General features: G+C 59.7%; 17 protein-coding genes. 10 read left to right on the top strand and 7 right to left on the bottom strand.

Annotated features, from left to right (window positions below):
* Positions 1 to 33 precede the first annotated feature (33 nt).
* The gene (locus D4A39_RS03625) at positions 34 to 2,256 is read right to left on the bottom strand and encodes an NADP-dependent isocitrate dehydrogenase (protein ID WP_119917502.1); all 2,223 of its coding nucleotides are present in this window, start codon (positions 2,254 to 2,256) and stop codon (positions 34 to 36) included.
* A gap of 219 nt (positions 2,257 to 2,475) precedes the next feature.
* On the opposite strand from D4A39_RS03625, the gene D4A39_RS03620 reads away from it, so the two are divergent.
* Positions 2,476 to 3,099: a pseudouridine synthase gene (locus D4A39_RS03620; RefSeq protein ID WP_081703580.1), complete on the top strand. Its 624-nt coding sequence runs from the start codon at positions 2,476 to 2,478 to the stop codon at positions 3,097 to 3,099.
* On the opposite strand, the gene D4A39_RS03615 is transcribed toward D4A39_RS03620, so the two are convergent.
* The 3 genes from D4A39_RS03615 to moaC are packed head-to-tail and all read right to left on the bottom strand — an operon-like array spanning position 3,002 to position 4,223.
* Entirely contained in the window at positions 3,002 to 3,475 is a 474-nt protein-coding gene (locus tag D4A39_RS03615) for a molybdenum cofactor biosynthesis protein MoaE (RefSeq protein WP_119917501.1), read from the bottom strand. The two genes, D4A39_RS03620 and D4A39_RS03615, sit on opposite strands and share 98 nt — an antisense overlap.
* Positions 3,472 to 3,729: a molybdopterin converting factor subunit 1 gene (gene moaD, locus D4A39_RS03610; RefSeq protein ID WP_022984056.1), complete on the bottom strand. Its 258-nt coding sequence runs from the start codon at positions 3,727 to 3,729 to the stop codon at positions 3,472 to 3,474. The genes D4A39_RS03615 and moaD overlap by 4 nt, the downstream gene beginning before the upstream one ends.
* The gene (moaC, locus tag D4A39_RS03605) at positions 3,726 to 4,223 is read right to left on the bottom strand and encodes a cyclic pyranopterin monophosphate synthase MoaC (RefSeq protein WP_022984055.1); all 498 of its coding nucleotides are present in this window, start codon (positions 4,221 to 4,223) and stop codon (positions 3,726 to 3,728) included. Before moaC ends, moaD begins: the two co-directional genes overlap by 4 nt.
* Positions 4,224 to 4,329: 106 nt before the next feature.
* On the opposite strand from moaC, the gene D4A39_RS03600 reads away from it, so the two are divergent.
* The 7 genes from D4A39_RS03600 to D4A39_RS03570 all read left to right on the top strand — a co-directional run bounded on the left by D4A39_RS03600 (position 4,330) and on the right by D4A39_RS03570 (position 10,318).
* Positions 4,330 to 4,797 carry an NUDIX hydrolase gene (locus D4A39_RS03600; RefSeq protein ID WP_022984054.1) on the top strand — a complete coding sequence of 156 codons (468 nt, stop codon included), beginning with the start codon at positions 4,330 to 4,332 and terminating at the stop codon, positions 4,795 to 4,797.
* Between the two features lie 16 nt (positions 4,798 to 4,813).
* Positions 4,814 to 5,908 carry a tRNA 2-thiouridine(34) synthase MnmA gene (gene mnmA, locus D4A39_RS03595; RefSeq protein WP_022984053.1) on the top strand — a complete coding sequence of 365 codons (1,095 nt, stop codon included), beginning with the start codon at positions 4,814 to 4,816 and terminating at the stop codon, positions 5,906 to 5,908.
* A 27-nt stretch (positions 5,909 to 5,935) separates the two neighbouring features.
* The gene (hflD, locus tag D4A39_RS03590; protein ID WP_022984052.1) at positions 5,936 to 6,574 is read left to right on the top strand and encodes a high frequency lysogenization protein HflD; all 639 of its coding nucleotides are present in this window, start codon (positions 5,936 to 5,938) and stop codon (positions 6,572 to 6,574) included.
* A gap of 259 nt (positions 6,575 to 6,833) precedes the next feature.
* Positions 6,834 to 8,204 carry an adenylosuccinate lyase gene (gene purB / locus D4A39_RS03585; protein WP_102792243.1) on the top strand — a complete coding sequence of 457 codons (1,371 nt, stop codon included), beginning with the start codon at positions 6,834 to 6,836 and terminating at the stop codon, positions 8,202 to 8,204.
* Between the two features lie 53 nt (positions 8,205 to 8,257).
* Entirely contained in the window at positions 8,258 to 9,385 is a 1,128-nt protein-coding gene (locus D4A39_RS03580; protein ID WP_022984049.1) for a JmjC domain-containing protein, read from the top strand.
* Positions 9,386 to 9,395: 10 nt separating this feature from the next.
* Entirely contained in the window at positions 9,396 to 9,821 is a 426-nt protein-coding gene (locus D4A39_RS03575; RefSeq protein WP_022984048.1) for a GNAT family N-acetyltransferase, read from the top strand.
* Positions 9,821 to 10,318, top strand: coding sequence for a DUF7931 domain-containing protein (locus D4A39_RS03570; protein ID WP_119917500.1), 498 nt, complete (start codon positions 9,821 to 9,823; stop codon positions 10,316 to 10,318). Before D4A39_RS03575 ends, D4A39_RS03570 begins: the two co-directional genes overlap by 1 nt.
* A gap of 296 nt (positions 10,319 to 10,614) precedes the next feature.
* Here D4A39_RS03570 and trmB read toward each other — a convergent pair whose 3' ends face one another.
* Entirely contained in the window at positions 10,615 to 11,283 is a 669-nt protein-coding gene (gene trmB / locus D4A39_RS03560; protein WP_119917498.1) for a tRNA (guanine(46)-N(7))-methyltransferase TrmB, read from the bottom strand.
* A 206-nt stretch (positions 11,284 to 11,489) separates the two neighbouring features.
* Here trmB and D4A39_RS03555 point away from each other — a divergent pair, with 206 nt between their 5' ends.
* Both D4A39_RS03555 and lnt read left to right on the top strand, forming a co-directional pair.
* A complete protein-coding gene (locus D4A39_RS03555) occupies positions 11,490 to 12,047 on the top strand; it encodes a hypothetical protein (RefSeq protein WP_119917497.1) in 558 nt (185 codons plus the stop codon).
* Positions 12,047 to 13,624 (top strand): apolipoprotein N-acyltransferase, encoded by a 1,578-nt coding sequence (gene lnt / locus D4A39_RS03550; RefSeq protein ID WP_119917496.1) that lies wholly within the window; start codon positions 12,047 to 12,049, stop codon positions 13,622 to 13,624. Before D4A39_RS03555 ends, lnt begins: the two co-directional genes overlap by 1 nt.
* Here lnt and D4A39_RS03545 read toward each other — a convergent pair.
* Together D4A39_RS03545 and D4A39_RS03540 are read right to left on the bottom strand one after the other, a co-directional pair.
* Positions 13,587 to 14,324, bottom strand: a complete 738-nt coding sequence (locus D4A39_RS03545) for a lipase secretion chaperone (protein ID WP_119917495.1) — start codon at positions 14,322 to 14,324, stop codon at positions 13,587 to 13,589. The two genes, lnt and D4A39_RS03545, sit on opposite strands and share 38 nt — an antisense overlap.
* Positions 14,321 to 15,397, bottom strand: coding sequence for an AraC family transcriptional regulator (locus D4A39_RS03540; RefSeq protein ID WP_158586916.1), 1,077 nt, complete (start codon positions 15,395 to 15,397; stop codon positions 14,321 to 14,323). The genes D4A39_RS03545 and D4A39_RS03540 overlap by 4 nt, the downstream gene beginning before the upstream one ends.
* Positions 15,398 to 15,554: the final 157 nt, after the last annotated feature.

Below are 15,554 nucleotides of genomic sequence, written 5' to 3'. Positions count from 1 at the left end.
CTTTCGCCGGCATTTTAGTTCCTCGCCAAGCTCTTACAGCTTGTCCAGAATGTCATTGAACGTGGCACTTGGACGCATGGCAGCTGACGCCTTGCCGAAATCAGGGTTGTAGTAACCCCCGATATCCGTCGGGGACCCCTGCACCGCCACCATTTCCTTGACGATAATTTCCTCGTTCTCGGTAAGCAGCGCCGCGATGGTGCTGAACTTGTCTTTCAGCTCAGCATCGTCGTCCTGGGCCGCCAGGGCCTGGGCCCAGTACATGGCGACATAGAAGTGGCTCACCCGATTATCCGGTTCACCAACCTTGCGGGACGGCGCCTTGTTCTGCTCCAGGTACTGCTCGTTGGCCTTGTCGAGGGCTTGGGCAATCACCTTCGCCTTCTTGTTGCCATACTTCTCGCCCAGCTCCTCGATGGAAACGGCCAGCGCCAGAAACTCGCCCAGCGAATCCCACCGCAAGTGGTTCTCTTCAAGGAACTGCTGTACATGCTTGGGTGCAGAGCCACCGGCACCCGTTTCGTAGAGTCCGCCACCGGCCATCAGCGGCACAATGGACAGCATCTTGGCGCTGGTGCCCAGCTCCAGGATCGGGAACAGGTCGGTCAGATAGTCACGCAGCACGTTACCGGTAACTGAGATGGTGTCCTTGCCACGGATCATGCGCTCCATGGTGTAACGGATCGCCTGAACCGGGGACATGATGCGGATATCGAGCCCGTCGGTGTCGTGATCCTTCAGGTATTCAGTGACTTTCAGAATCAGCTGGGCGTCATGGGCGCGCTCTTTGTCCAGCCAGAAGATAGCCGGGGTATTGCTCTGGCGGGCTCGGGTCACCGCCAGCTTGACCCAGTCACGGATGGGCAGATCCTTGGCCTGACACATGCGCCAGATATCGCCCTCTTCCACGTCGTGGGTGAGCAACACCTCACCGTCTTCACGGACAACACGCATGGTGCCGCCTTCTTTCATTTCGAAGGTCTTGTCGTGAGAACCATATTCCTCTGCCTTCTGGGCCATCAAACCCACATTCGGCACAGAACCACAGGTCACCGGATCAAAGGCGCCGTGGGTCTTGCAGAAGTTCACCACTTCCTGGTAGATGGTCGCGTAGGTGCTTTCCGGAATCACCGCCTTGGTGTCCTTGAGCTTGCCATCGGCGCCGTACATCTTGCCGCCCTGGCGAATCATGGCCGGCATGGAGGCATCGACGATGACGTCGGACGGCACATGGAGGTTGGAGATGCCGCGGTCAGAGTCCACCATCGCCAGCTCCGGACGATGAAGGTAACAGGCACGAATAGTGGATTCGATCTCCAGACGCTGGGAAATCGGCAGCTCTTCGATCTTCTGGTAGATATTGCTCAAGCCGTTGTTGGGGTTGGCACCAATTTGTTCCAGTACCTCACCGTGCTTTTCAAACAGCTCTTTGTAGAAGCGACGCACCGCATGACCGAATACAATCGGGTGCGACACCTTCATCATGGTGGCCTTCACATGCAGCGAGAACAGAATGCCAGTGTTCTTGGCATCGTCGATCTGCTCATCGAAGAAGTCGCAGAGCGCCTTCTTGCTCATGAACATGGCATCAATGACTTCCCCGTCCAGCAAGCCAAATTCCGGCTTCATCACAGAGATGTTGCCCTGAGAGTCCACAAACTCGATGCGGACCTTGCAGGCCTTATCAATGGTGGTAGAGGTCTCGTGGGAATAGAAATCTCCCCCCCGCATATGGGCCACGTGGGTACGGGAAGCAGGGCTCCAGTAACCCATGCTGTGCGGGTTCTTGCGGGCATAGTTCTTGACAGCAAGCGGAGCACGACGATCTGAATTTCCTTCACGAAGCACCGGGTTCACCGCAGACCCGAGCACCTTGGCATAACGGGACAGAATTTCTTTTTCATCATCATTACGCGGCTCGTCTGGGTACTCAGGCACGTTATAGCCATGTTCCCGGAGCTCTGCGATTGCTTCACGAAGCTGCGGGATGGACGCGCTGATGTTGGGAAGCTTGATGATGTTGGCTTCCGGATCCTGGGTCAGATCGCCCAGGGCGGTGAGGGTATCGGTGACTTTTTGGTCGTCTGACAGATGTTCGGGGAAGTTGGCGAGGATCCGTGCGGCAAGCGAAATATCGCTACTTTCAACTTCAATCCCGGCGATGGAGGTAAATTTCTCAATAATGGGCAAAAACGAGTAGGTCGCCAGCGCGGGCGCCTCATCTGTCATGGTGTAAATAATTTTTGGGGTGGTCATAGAATTATAAGTCCCAATTGTATTGGCAGTGTTTCCCACCTGATGTGAGTCGGCTTTTGACCGTCAGATCAGCGGGTCTTAACAGGACTACTCTGTCTTTATCAAACCGTAACCGGCGTGTGCTGGCGAGTATAGCACTGACCGTTTAGCCTTGTTAGCGTAGCCGGCCGGTAATACGACGCATTATATCAATCAAACCTATCAGGATTGTCAGGCCCCATGGCGCAATTGATCTTGCTCAACAAACCCTTTCAGGTGTTGTCCCAGTTTCGCGACGATCAGGGTCGCCGAACGTTGAGCGAATTCATCCCCCAACCGGACGTGTATCCGGCAGGACGACTGGACTGGGATTCTGAAGGCCTGCTGTTGCTGACTGATGACGGCAGCCTGCAGGCGCGCATCAGCAGTCCGCGGTTCCACCTTCCCAAAACCTATCTGGTTCTGGTGGAGGGTGAGCCCGGGGGCTCTGATCTGCAAAAATTGCGCCAGGGCATCACTCTGAAAGACGGCCCTACCCGGCCCGCCCAGGTCGAGCGCATTGATGCCCCGCCACTGTGGGATCGGCATCCTCCAGTTCGGTCACGCAAAACGGTAACCGACAGCTGGTTGAAACTCACCATAGACGAAGGTCGAAACCGTCAGGTACGACGCATGACCGCCGCCATCGGATTCCCCACCCTGAGGCTGGTTCGCTGGCAGATTGGGGACTGGTCAGTGGAAGGCCTGGCGCCGGGGGAATGGCGCGCTAGCGAGGTGCACGCCCCGTCGCGTCCTGTAGCCAGGACGCGGCGGCCTGGTCATCGCTCTCGCGGGCCTCGACCCAAATCCAGCACCCGTCGATAAGCTCTTTCTTCCAGAACGGCGCCCGGGTCTTCAGCAGATCCATGATAAAGGCGCAGGCCTCGAAAGCAGCCTGACGGTGGGCCGAGCTGACCGCCACCTGGACAATGTCCTCACCCGCCTGAATGGTGCCAACCCTGTGCGCGACCCAGGCACCATTGAGGTGCCAGCGACTGCAGGCCTGCTCAACAATGGTGCCCAGCACTGATTCCGTCATGCCCGGGTAATGTTCCAGATGCAGGGCCTCTACCTTGCCTTGCTCATCGCGGACCTGGCCACTGAACATCACCACCGCACCACTGCGCCCCTGATCCCGCAGCCACAAATCCGGCTCGCTGGCGCTCAAACCACCCTCACGAACCTCGATATGGGTCTTCATCCGCCGGTCACCGGTGGAAACAGGGCCACCACGTCTCCCGCTTCCACAACACTATCTTCATTGCCCAGCACTTCATTGATGGCCACCATCCGTCGCGGTGTCGCCTCCAAAGCCTGGGCCAGAGCCACATCGGTTTCCGCCAGCCAGTCAACCAGCTGCGCAACTGTGCTCACCCCTTCCGGTAAGTCGATCTGGATAGCATCACGGCCTGCCCGTTCCCGCAGAGCAGCAAAAAAGCGTACCTGGACCATCATTTTTCTTCCTGTTCGTTAACGCGTTGGTAATGGCCGCTACGCCCACCCTGTTTTTCCAGCAGGCAGACGCTTTCAATCACCATGCCACGATCGACCGCCTTGCACATGTCATACAGGGTCAGCGCCGCCACCGAAGCCGCGGTCAGGGCCTCCATCTCGACCCCGGTTGTGCCGCTGAGCTTGCACAGGGTCTCGATCCGCAGGGCGTCATCCCCTTCTGGCTCGATATTCACGGTCACCTTGGTCAGCATCAGGGGGTGGCACAGCGGGATCAGGTCCCAGGTCTTTTTGGCCGCCTGAATGCCTGCAATACGGGCGGTTGCCAACACGTCGCCTTTGGGATGGCGCTGATCCTGAATCATGGCCAGCGTGGCAGGCTGCATGCGTACCCGGGCCTGGGCCACAGCGACCCGTTGAGTCACTGCCTTGTCAGTGACATCAACCATCTGTGCCTGTCCACTGCTGTCCAGATGGGTAAACTGATCGTCTGACATCCTCACTCCTGGCCTGTTGTCTCGGCGGCGGCTGCGCTACCATTCCCGCCTTTCATCGTATCGTATTGTGTCCGGCTCCGCCGGGCGCCCTGTTGGCAGATCTGCTATGAACAGCTTCGAGCCGCACATTACTGTGGCCTGCGTGGTGGAACAAGACGGCAAGTTCCTGTTTGTCCGCGAATTGAGCAAGGGCCGTGAGGTCCTCAACCAGCCAGCCGGCCACGTGGAGTTCGGCGAAACCCTGGAACAAGCGGCCTGGCGTGAAACACTGGAAGAAACGGCTTGGCAGGTGGAAATCACCGACCTGTTGGGCTGGTACATCTTTCAGCCGCAGAAAGGCGGCGGGGTGTACTATCGGACCTGCTTTGTGGCCCGACCGGTGAGCCACGACCCACGTCAGAAACTGGATACCGGCATCCTTGACGCCGAGTGGCTGACACCAGAGGCCTTCCGCGCCCGTCGTGACCAGCACCGCAGCCCCCTTGTGGAACGCTGCCTGGATGACTATCTCTCTGGTAGACGATTGCCCCTGGACACCATTTACCAGCACCCTTGGCCTCTCCAGCGGGGCTGACAGGAATACTGTGACCATGCACAAAGCGCCTCAAGATACCCGCGTTATCGTTGGCATGTCCGGCGGTGTGGATTCCTCCGTCGCGGCCGCCCGACTGATCGACGCTGGCTACCAGGTCGAAGGCCTGTTCATGAAGAACTGGAACGAGGACGACGGCACCGAGTATTGCACCGCCCGCGAAGACCTGCTGGACGCCATGCAGGTGGCCGGTGTTCTTGGCATCGAATTGCACACCGCCAACTTTGCCTCGGAATACTGGGACCGGGTATTTGAACATTTCCTTGCCGAATACCGGGCAGGCCGGACCCCCAACCCGGATATCCTCTGCAACAAGGAAATCAAGTTCCAGGCCTTCCTTGACCATGCACTGACCCTGGGCGCGGACTACATTGCCACCGGCCACTACGCGCAGGTCGATCACACCGGAGCCGCGAAGCTGGTTCGCGCTGTCGATACCAACAAGGACCAGACCTACTTCCTGCACGCGGTAGATCACCACAAGTTCGATCGTACCCTGTTCCCGCTGGGGGATCTGGAAAAGCCCGAAGTGCGCCGGATCGCCGAAGACAAGGGCTTCGCCAACCACAAGAAAAAGGACTCCACCGGCATCTGCTTTATTGGTGAGCGCCGCTTCAAGGATTTTCTCGAGCAGTATCTGCCTGCCCAACCCGGCAAGATTGAAGACGACCACGGCAACGTGATTGGCGACCATGATGGCCTGATGTACTACACCCTCGGCCAGCGTCAGGGGCTGGGTATTGGCGGCCGCGCCGATAGTAACGATGCCCCCTGGTATGTGGCGGGCAAGGATCTGGACCGCAATGTCCTGATTGCCGTGCAAGGCACCGAACATCCACTGCTGTATAGCCGCGAACTGACCAGCGCTCCGGTCATGTGGGTGGCCCTGCAGCCTCCGGCCCTGCCAGCCAGACTCACGGCAAAGACCCGCTATCGCCAACCCGATCAGGCCTGTACGGTTTCCGATGCCGGTGAAGGGCGCGTTCATGTGGTCTTTGATGAGCCACAACGCGCAGTGACCCCCGGTCAGTCCGTGGTCTTCTACGATGGCCCGGTCTGCCTCGGTGGCGCGCCCATTGAAGCAACCCGGTAACGACCCAACGCCAAGGACAGACACCCCATGAGCGAACGTTTCTCTCGCGAACAGCAGCGAACACTGGCGCTGGCTGCTGTGTTCCAGGCGGCCCAGCTGGCAGACGACATTGCCCTGCGTGGTGATTGCGACCCACGGGCCTTTGAAGCGCTCATCGAGGGCGTAATGGCACTGGATGCGGAGACGTTTGATGCCATCTATCCCAGGCCCGGCCTGCTACGCGATGGCATGAGCTTGCTCAACCGCAGTCTCAACAAGGATTCCGCCGGAGGCTCCCTGCGCCCGCTCAACTACGGCCTGGCCCTTCTCCATCTGGCAGGCAAACTCCGCAAGAACGACGACACCACCAGCATTCTGCGCCATCGGCTCATGGCCCTGAGTGGCCAGCAAGCCCATTTCAGCAGCCTCACCGATGATGCGTTCTGTCACCGGCTGGCCGGGATCTACGTGGACACCCTGGGGACCTTCCGCTTTCGCATACAGGTGAAGGGCGAGCCCTCTCATCTTCAGGACGAAAACAAGGCCGCCAGGATTCGCGCTCTGTTCCTTGCCGGCGTCCGCGCCGCCTTCCTGTGGCACCAGTTCGGCGGGCGCCGCTGGCATCTTCTGTTCCAGAGAAAACCTATCCTTTCGCAAATAGAGTCGATAGATATCAATAATTTATAGGTATTTCTTAATCTTTTTTCTCAGCATAGGTCACGGGCTGTGACAGCGGAATCTGAGCCACCAGAACCGCCCATATATGACAGCCCTCTCCCGCCAGTCCCTCTGTAATCCCTGCGCTCTCAATGGGGCAACCCCTTTTCCCGTACGCCACCAGCCACGCTCCAGACACCAGCGCAACAGAAGCACGCAGCCCCGTCTTTTTTGCTGTATCATTGCGCCGCTTTGGAACCTTACTTGGACGACTTCGGGAGCCTGACACATGTCCAGCCTGAATACCCTCACCGCCATTTCACCGGTCGATGGCCGCTATGCCGGCAAAGTCGATGCCCTGCGTAACACTACCAGTGAATACGGTCTGATCCGCTTCCGCGTCCACGTGGAAGTGAGCTGGCTGGAACAGCTCGCCCACGACAAGAATATCCCCGAAGTCCCGCTGATGAGCGGTCAGGCGGCCTGGCACCTGCGCGGCATTACCCGCGACTTCGAAGCCAAACATGCCGAGCGCATCAAGGAAATCGAAGCCACCACCAACCACGACGTGAAAGCGGTGGAATACTTCATCAAGGAACAGATGGCCGAGCACAGCGAACTGGCTGGCATGAGTGAATTTGTCCACTTCGCCTGCACCAGTGAGGACATCAACAACCTCTCCTACTCCCTGATGCTCAAGGAAGCCCGCGAGATCCTGCTGCCCAAGATGGACCAGGTGATCAACGCCATCCGCCGTCAGGCCCATAGCCTGGCCGACCAGCCGATGCTGTCACGGACCCACGGCCAGTCGGCCTCCCCCACCACTGTTGGCAAAGAAATGGCCAATGTGGTGGCCCGCCTGCAGCGCCAGCGCGATCAGTTCGCCGCTGTGGAACTGCTCGGCAAGATCAATGGCGCGGTGGGCAACTACAACGCTCACCTGTCGGCCTACCCGGAAGTGGACTGGGAAACCTTTGCCCGCCGTTTCGTTGAAAGCCTGGGACTGACCTTCAACCCCTTCACCACCCAGATCGAACCCCACGATTGCGTGGCGGAGTACTTCCACGCACTGATGCGTTTCAACACCATCCTGCTGGATTTCGACCGTGACGTGTGGGGCTACATCTCGCTGGGTTATTTCAAGCAGAAAACCGTGGAAGGCGAAGTGGGTTCCTCCACCATGCCCCACAAGGTCAATCCCATCGACTTCGAAAACTCCGAAGGTAACCTGGGTCTGGCCAATGCGATCATGGATCATCTGGCTGCCAAGCTGCCCATTTCCCGCTGGCAGCGTGATCTGACCGATTCCACCGTACTGCGTAATGTCGGTGTCGGTCTGGCCCACAGCCTGATCGCTTTCGAGGCTAGCCTGAAAGGTATCGGCAAGCTGGAAGTGAATGCCGCCCGTCTCAATGCAGACCTGGATGCCGCCTGGGAAGTCCTGGCCGAGCCGATCCAGACAGTCATGCGTCGCTACGGGATCGAAAAACCCTACGAGAAGCTCAAGGCTCTGACCCGCGGCAAGGACGGCATTAATCAGGAGACCCTCACCGCCTTCATCAATGATCTGGCGATCCCGGATGAAGCCAAGGAAATCCTGCTTGCCATGACCCCGGCCAGCTACATCGGCAACGCCCCGCAACAGGCACGTAACCTCTGAAGCGTGAGGCTGTGCCAGCTATCGCTGGCACAGCCTTGCTGCCGGACTTGCCCATGAGCGCCACACTCCCACACTTCACCTTGCCGCTGGCTCCTGAAGCCTTTCTGCGTGATTACTGGCAGAAAAAGCCGCTGTTCATGCCCGCAGCCGCCACGGGTCTTGACAGTCCGGACGCTGACACCCTGGCCGGGCTGGCTCTGGAAGACGGCGTAGAAGCCCGAATTATTCAGGGAGCGGGCAAGGGCCCGTGGCAGCTGCAACAGGGCCCGCTGGACGAGGAGATCTTTTCCACTCTCGGGGAACGGGACTGGACCCTGCTGGTGCAGTCAGTTGATCATTTCCTCACCGAAACCTCTCTGCTGCTGGACGGTTTTGCGTTCCTGCCGGGCTGGCGCGTGGAAGACATCATGATGAGTTACGCGGTGACGGGCGGCAGTGTCGGCCCGCACTTTGACCGTTATGACGTCTTCCTGATTCAGGCGCACGGTTCCCGTCGCTGGCAAATTGGAGAGGTCTGTGACGAACACAGCCCACGCCTGCCCCACCCGGACCTGAAATTGCTCGATGGCATGGCAGTCCGGGAAGAATATATCGCCATGCCCGGCGACGTACTCTACCTGCCGCCCGGGGTCGCACACCACGGTGTGGCCGAGGATGATGACTGCCTGACCTGGTCCGTCGGCTTCCGTGCACCGGATTACCAGATGCTGATGGCCGAAATCGCCGGTGAGTGCCTGGCAGATGCTGACAGCCACCTGTTCACGGACCCCCAGCGTACCGTCCCCGACAACCCAGCCATCCTGACCGATCAGGATCGCCAGGCCCTGGTGCGTGGGGCGCTCGATCTGCTTAAGCCAGAAGGCATTGAACGGGCAGTTTATCGCTGGCTATCGACCCCCCGACAGGATGGCCTTGAATTTGCCATCGACGACCACCATATTCGCGAGCGCGATCCGCACACCGCCCTGGTTCGCCATGGCAGCGTGCGCCTGCTGATGCAGGGCAACCGGGTATGGCTCAACGGTGAGCCGCACACCCTTACAGAACAACAACGCCCGCTGGTTCAGCTATTGGCCAGCAAGCGACGCTACACGGAAAGCGAGCTGGAAGCCGTAATGACTTCCACCGCCAGGGAATTGCTCCATGAATGGATTGAACAGGGCTTCTTCGCCCCACTGTAACGAGACCCCTATGGCTATCAGCATTATCGAAACCCGTTGGGATGAAAGCGAAACCGCCCTGCGCAACCTCCGCCAGCAGGTGTTCATTGATGAACAGCACGTGCCGGAGGAGCTGGAATGGGATGGGGAAGATGACCAGGCCGTCCATTTTATGGCCCTGGACGCAAACCAACAGCCGGTCGGCTGTATCCGCTTGTTGCCCACCGGGCAGATCAGCCGCCTGTGCGTATTGTCAGAGCAACGTAACAACGGCGTAGGGAGCTCCCTGCTGGTGGCAGCCGAAGATGCCGCCCGTGGCCTGGGAATGGAAGAAATCTTCCTGCATGCCCAGACCCACGCCACCAGTTTCTATGAGGCTGCAGGGTTTTCTGTGTCCGGCGGGATCTTCATGGACGCCAACATCCCACACCGACAGATGTTCAAACCGCTGGTCTGATGTCATTTGTCATCGGCGACGACGACACCCTGATCACCCTCACCCGAAGCCAGGCCAGCGAAGGGCTGGCTCGCCTGGCCCACGCCTGCAAGCGCCGCCTGTGGCTTCGCGTGCCCACCCTCGATGCACTTACCGCTGACGATCAGGTGGTCGATGCCATCAAGGCTCTGGCCATCGCCAGTGAACGCTCCGACGTGCGAGTGCTGTTTGATGATCAGCAAGAGGCGGTGCGCAATGGCCATCGGCTGATTCACCTCGCGCGCAGACTGCCCTCACGCATTCAACTTCGCCAGACCCAGCAGGATGACTGCGACCCGCAGGCCTGCCACGCGCTTGGGGATAATACCGGCCTTTTCGAAGCCATCGGCTGGCCACGGCCCAGCCGCATTCACCTGTGCGCACACCGCCTGCCGCGAGCGCCACGCCTTGCCAGGGATTTTCAAACGCTTTGGGAACGGGCCGGCACCAGCCCGGAACTCCGGGAGCTGCGACTGTAACGCTAAGGAACCTCTGAATAACTCCTTGCATGCTCAGTCTTTCAGGCTGGTTCGCCCCCTCTATGGGTCAAAAGGTAAAGAGGGGCGCGGTTTTGAAGGTGTATGTCCATCCATCGAAAAAGCGCAACAACGAGTGCGGGCCAGCCTGGAAGACCCGAAGGGCGCGGCCTGGAGCGCACATCTGCTGCGCCTTGCCTCTAGGAAAGGGAACCACCCTTACCGTCGAGACAAGACACAACAGCTGCACGCTCCAGGTCACGCTGAGCATGCAAGGAGTTATTCAGAGGTTCCCTAACTTAAAGTGTTGCCGTGAGACGCCACAAGGGCTGCCCACTGGCCTGGTACTTTTCCTCAAAATCCGTCAGCGGGGATGTCTGCTCAGGCAGCGCCTGCAGTTCGCTGCTGACGCCGGTCATTGCCAGCGCACTACCGACTTCTTCCAGATACACCCGCCAGTTGCTGCGGTATTCGAGCACTCCTCCCATGGCCAGCAGACAGGGCCACACCGGGTGGCCATGCCAACGGCGTTTGAGATGGGCGCTCTTCGGCCAGGGATTGGGGTAGAGAATTTGATGACGCGCCACCGCGATGCCCTGCTCCGCCAGCAACCGCCACAGTCCGGCACAGTCCGCCCGCAATAACAGCAGATTGGCAGGCAGCGGAGAAAACCGCGTCAGCGCCCGGCCAAGCCGTGCCTCCGATTGATCCACACCGACAACCAATGCTTGCGGCTGAGAAAGCGCCAACGCCACAGAGGAACGCCCCGTCCCGCAGCCGGAGTCCAGCATCAGAGGGTGACCAGGCCCATTCTCATCGCGCCAGGTCTGTAGCTGATGGAAGGCCTGCCGGTCATGAGAGCTCACCGGTGCCTGCCACGGGTGATCAAGATGCTTCCTGACCGTGAGGGCGAGATCCTGGTGCTGCCCGGTTTGATTGCTGGTCACGGTACGGCTGTTGGCGAACATGGCGCTCCTGCGGCTGAGATCGCGATAACGGGCAGTGCATTATGCCTGCCACCAAGCCCGCCGATAACCCGAGCGGCCGCAATCGACGTAATCAGGCAGGCCATGTGACAGCCATTTGCCCGACGGGGGCCTAGTCTTTCCCTTTTTCGGCATCTTTCGCCGGCTTCTTCGAGCCCGCTTTTGCCATCAGACGACACGGAATGCGAATGGAATCCCGCCGCCAGTCAAGCCGACACGCTGTCCACAACCGGGGGCTGCGCCTGCTGATCTGTGTGCTCATCTGCACGCTTCTGGCAAGCTGCCTGCTGTCGGTGGTGTTGCTGAGTCAGTGGAGCAGTCAGGCCAAAGCAGAACAAACCCACACCTTGCCGCGATGGCCCAACGCTGACAATTCCGCTTACTGGCCTGCCCTGCAGAAGATGATCCAGTACCTGCCAGTAGGAAAACAGGGGGCGCTGCTCTATGACACCCGCACCCTGGTCGCACTGGAACATGCGACCCAGGCCATGCACCGGCCGCTCACCCCGGACGAACAGGCCCGCACCTACGCTATCCTGGTGCGCACTTTCTCCGCTGAGACAGCGACGGCCATCGAGCGCCTGTGGCAGCAGTATCAAAACTATCAGGTTGCCATTGCCCAACAACCCGGAATCGCCCTGCCAGCCCTGCAACAACTGCAAACGGACCATTTCGGGGAACACGCATCCTCCCTGTTCAGACAACACAACCTGATGCAGGCAGCCCTGCAGCAGGATATGCCCTGATGGCATTGCGACAAGTCAAACCCACCCCCTTTGGCCTGTCACTGCTGGCCGGGGCACTACTGGGCCTCGGTTTCACCTTTGGTTCCCTGTATTTACTGGTCTGGGTGGCTTTTGTACCACTGCTGATGGCACTGCATTCCCCTTCCCCCAGGCCTGTCAGGCAAGCGTGGCGGTGCGGTCTGGTGGCAGGGATCGTCTTTCAGGTGATTGCCGCAAACTGGGTACTGCATTTTATTGAGGCGCTGTGGGATGCCGGGACTGTCATCACCGCTCTAATCGCTGCGCTGTTCTGGGGTTATGGCGCATTGCAGCTGGCGCTGCTGTCTGTGGTGTACCTCGGGTTGCAACAACGCACTGGCTGGCCTTGCCTGCTGATCTTCCCGGTGATCGTTACACTGGCCTTTGCCGGTTTTCCCACCCTCTTCAATGCCCAGTTAGGAGAAACCCAGAGCCGTTTCATCGTCGCCATTCAAGGCGTCAGTCTTACCGGGGTGCATGGCCTGGATGCGATCATCGCACTGGCTAACGCCCTGCTCTATCAGTACCTGCGTCCCCGCTCGGCGACACCACGGCGCGACAGGATCCACCAGGTGGTGAGCGGCCTGTTGATCGTCCTCTGGCTGGGCTATGGCGCAGTGGTGTTGCTGAGTGCCAGCCCGCCGGGCACCCGCCTCAGGGTCGGGTGGGTGCAAGAAAATGGGCCGGCAGGCGAGACCCGCGCATCGACACCGGGATACACCGATAGCGACCCGCGATCACTGGCCCTGTCCCGGCAACTGGCCGTGGAGGGCGCCGAGGTGATCATCTGGCCGGAGACCGGTTTCAGTGCCTATTTTCAGCAGCCCCGGGTTCGACAGGCCATCCACCGCGCCGCAAAAGCGATGCGCACCCCGCTCTTACTGCAAGGCATTGAGGTAGCGGATGGCAAGCAGTTCAACACCGTGGCCTGGGTGTCGGCCAGTGGCCTCGAGGCCGGCCGATACCGGAAACAGAAACGGGTTGCCTTTGGTGAATACCTGCCCCTTCTGGAGTACCTGCCTGACAGCTCCCGCTGGGCCAGACAATGGTTAAGCGGATTTTTCAGTGATATTGCCGCTGGCCACCAGCCTGCCGGGTTCCCGATCGCCGGTACCGACACTCAACTCATACCGCTGATCTGCTACGAGGTCATGTTCCCCTCACTGGTCGCCGATACCAGCCGGGTGGGAGCCGACCGGCAACTCCTGGTCATCGTGTCGAACAACGCCTGGTTCGGTAGCACGGCTCAACCCTGGCAACACTGGCGTGCCACAGCCCTGCGTGCCGTGGAGACCGGTCGCCCCGCTCTGCATGTGATCAACAACGGGCCTTCCGGTGTCTTTCTCGCTGATGGTCGCCCCTGGGTTCATAGCCCCTACGGCACAGAAGCGGCCTACCTCGCCGAGGTCCCCATCCCTTCCCATGGCCCGACCCTGCACAGTCGCTACCCCAACGTCTTTTTAGCGCTCTGTCTCGCGCTTGCGGGTCTGATACTGGTGGTGGCCTTGAGGGGCGAAATAGTTACTCATCGCCCTCGCGGTCGGCCGGCTCCCCGGTGAGCCATTGCCACTGCTCTGCTTTTTCGGTGTCGTCCAACCGGGTATTCATCTGGGTCCGCATGTTGTGCAAGGTGACGCGAGCCATGCGCTCCTCGTCCGCGAACAAGGCATTGGCCAACGCCTCCCCCAGATAATCGCGCCGCAGACGTGCCAGCTGCTGCTGCCCGCTGGCCAGGGCTTCTACCCCACTGCGTTGCTGGAAACTGCCGGACAGATCCCGGTACATATTGCTGTAGTGAAAGTAACGCTCCATCACGTCAGCAGCCTGACGACCGGCGGTGTCAGGCATGACCGCGATGACCTGCTGTTGCAGCCAGGCAAGCTCAGCCAAGGTGAGTGACGCATCGCCACCAAGGAAAACGGTATCCAGTACAGCACGTAACTCGCGCCCTGGCTGAAGGTTGCCCTGCTCATCCACCGGCAACCCCGCCAGGGTCGCTTCCACCTGTTGCTCGCTCCAACGCCGCTGCGATGGGCTATCCAGTCGCCCGGATGGCTGCTGTGGATGCAAGGCGACGGTCGAACCCGCACGGCGACTGTCGGCAAGTTCAGCGCGGGTTTGTACGACCGGAGCGCCAGGGTCATGAGTCGCCAGCCTGCGGCCATCCCCCTTCCCTTCACTCACCGCGAAGAACAACAACACTGATACCGCTGCCGACAGCGTCACCAGCAGCAGCGCCTGAATAACCCGCCAGGTCATGTCAGGTTGCCCCGACTACCTATCCCCTCTTGATTACGCATCTCACTGACGGTCATTCCCGCCCAGCCTTTCACGGCCCGACGCAGGCTGGAGCCACAGGAAAACCCGGCCAGTGCCGCCACCTCATCCACGTCGAGACTCGAATGACGCAGCTGATGGCTGGCAATTTCCATCCGCACTTCATAGAGGATCTTGCGGAAGGAAGCGGACTCGCAGGCTAGCCGGCGGGTGAGGCTACGGGGCGTCAGCCGCATCTGGCGTGCCACCGCATTCAAATCCAGATCCGGGCGAAAATAGGCCCGCACGTGCCAGAACACCCGCTCGGTAAACGTCACCGCCTCCACCCTGTGGGTCAGCTCCCGTTCGCATTCCCGGATCAGTTTTTCAAAAGCCCGTTTGCGAAACGGACGAAAGCGCTGAAACACATAGTCCATATGCGCAGAAATAGCGTATTCCTGACACCCAAAGGTAAGGCTGTCACAGGGGAGAATTTCATAAGGGCGGCGATCCGCGGGTTCAGGGAAACCAAGACGGACATGCAGAGAAGGATCTGCCACCGACTTGTTGCCACACTGATCCCAGATTCGCAACGTGATGGCGAGGCGCCATTCACGGATAAAGTCACGCATCAACGGGTCATCATCACTGCCCGTCATGTAATCAATGGGTTCGACAATGCGCCCATCCGCGTCCAGATAGGCATTCGGTTGTGCCGCATGTTCGGCGAATAACGGCTGGGCCGTAACCAGATAACGGCGAAACGCCTCGCCGGCGTGTTTCAAACTGGGGCTGCAGTGGACGACATACCCCACCGGCCCCCAGTAACTCCAGTCAAAGTGCATGCCCACCGCGAGTCCAAGACCCGGCCTCTGGCACAGATGAATGCCGTTATACAGAAGTCGCTGGAACTGCCGGTAGCTGATCATCACCTCCTGCATCTCAAACATGGGGGCGGATAAACCGGTCCCTCCCAGGAGACGCTCCAGCGGTGCTCCCAGATGACAGAATGCCTCGATAAAACCCAGAGGATGACGATGAAGGGGAACCAGCCCGCTGTTGGGGTCCAGATCCATCGGAGACTCCCGGAGATTGTTCTTGTTGTGATGCTCATGACTGCCCGGCAGCACACCACAACACGGCGGCCGAGGCCTCCACGAGGCGGCTACGGGATCAAGGCTAGCACCACAATGCGAACAAATCAGCATGGCAATTCCGGGGGCAGTGTCGTCA

The sequence above is a fragment of the Alcanivorax profundi genome (assembly GCF_003597125.1).
Lineage (GTDB): Bacteria > Pseudomonadota > Gammaproteobacteria > Pseudomonadales > Alcanivoracaceae > Alcanivorax > Alcanivorax profundi.
Note: the sequence above shows the minus strand (reverse complement) of the source record. Positions and strands in the feature narration are given on the sequence as shown.

Coding starts and splice junctions, on each gene's coding strand:
- D4A39_RS03625 (WP_119917502.1), bottom strand. CDS start 2,256: ATGACCACCCCAAAAATTATTTACACCATGACAGATGAGGCGCCCGCG.
- D4A39_RS03620 (WP_081703580.1), top strand. CDS start 2,476: ATGGCGCAATTGATCTTGCTCAACAAACCCTTTCAGGTGTTGTCCCAG.
- D4A39_RS03615 (WP_119917501.1), bottom strand. CDS start 3,475: ATGAAGACCCATATCGAGGTTCGTGAGGGTGGTTTGAGCGCCAGCGAG.
- moaD (WP_022984056.1), bottom strand. CDS start 3,729: ATGATGGTCCAGGTACGCTTTTTTGCTGCTCTGCGGGAACGGGCAGGC.
- moaC (WP_022984055.1), bottom strand. CDS start 4,223: ATGTCAGACGATCAGTTTACCCATCTGGACAGCAGTGGACAGGCACAG.
- D4A39_RS03600 (WP_022984054.1), top strand. CDS start 4,330: ATGAACAGCTTCGAGCCGCACATTACTGTGGCCTGCGTGGTGGAACAA.
- mnmA (WP_022984053.1), top strand. CDS start 4,814: ATGCACAAAGCGCCTCAAGATACCCGCGTTATCGTTGGCATGTCCGGC.
- hflD (WP_022984052.1), top strand. CDS start 5,936: ATGAGCGAACGTTTCTCTCGCGAACAGCAGCGAACACTGGCGCTGGCT.
- purB (WP_102792243.1), top strand. CDS start 6,834: ATGTCCAGCCTGAATACCCTCACCGCCATTTCACCGGTCGATGGCCGC.
- D4A39_RS03580 (WP_022984049.1), top strand. CDS start 8,258: ATGAGCGCCACACTCCCACACTTCACCTTGCCGCTGGCTCCTGAAGCC.
- D4A39_RS03575 (WP_022984048.1), top strand. CDS start 9,396: ATGGCTATCAGCATTATCGAAACCCGTTGGGATGAAAGCGAAACCGCC.
- D4A39_RS03570 (WP_119917500.1), top strand. CDS start 9,821: ATGTCATTTGTCATCGGCGACGACGACACCCTGATCACCCTCACCCGA.
- trmB (WP_119917498.1), bottom strand. CDS start 11,283: ATGTTCGCCAACAGCCGTACCGTGACCAGCAATCAAACCGGGCAGCAC.
- D4A39_RS03555 (WP_119917497.1), top strand. CDS start 11,490: ATGGAATCCCGCCGCCAGTCAAGCCGACACGCTGTCCACAACCGGGGG.
- lnt (WP_119917496.1), top strand. CDS start 12,047: ATGGCATTGCGACAAGTCAAACCCACCCCCTTTGGCCTGTCACTGCTG.
- D4A39_RS03545 (WP_119917495.1), bottom strand. CDS start 14,324: ATGACCTGGCGGGTTATTCAGGCGCTGCTGCTGGTGACGCTGTCGGCA.
- D4A39_RS03540 (WP_158586916.1), bottom strand. CDS start 15,397: ATGGATCTGGACCCCAACAGCGGGCTGGTTCCCCTTCATCGTCATCCT.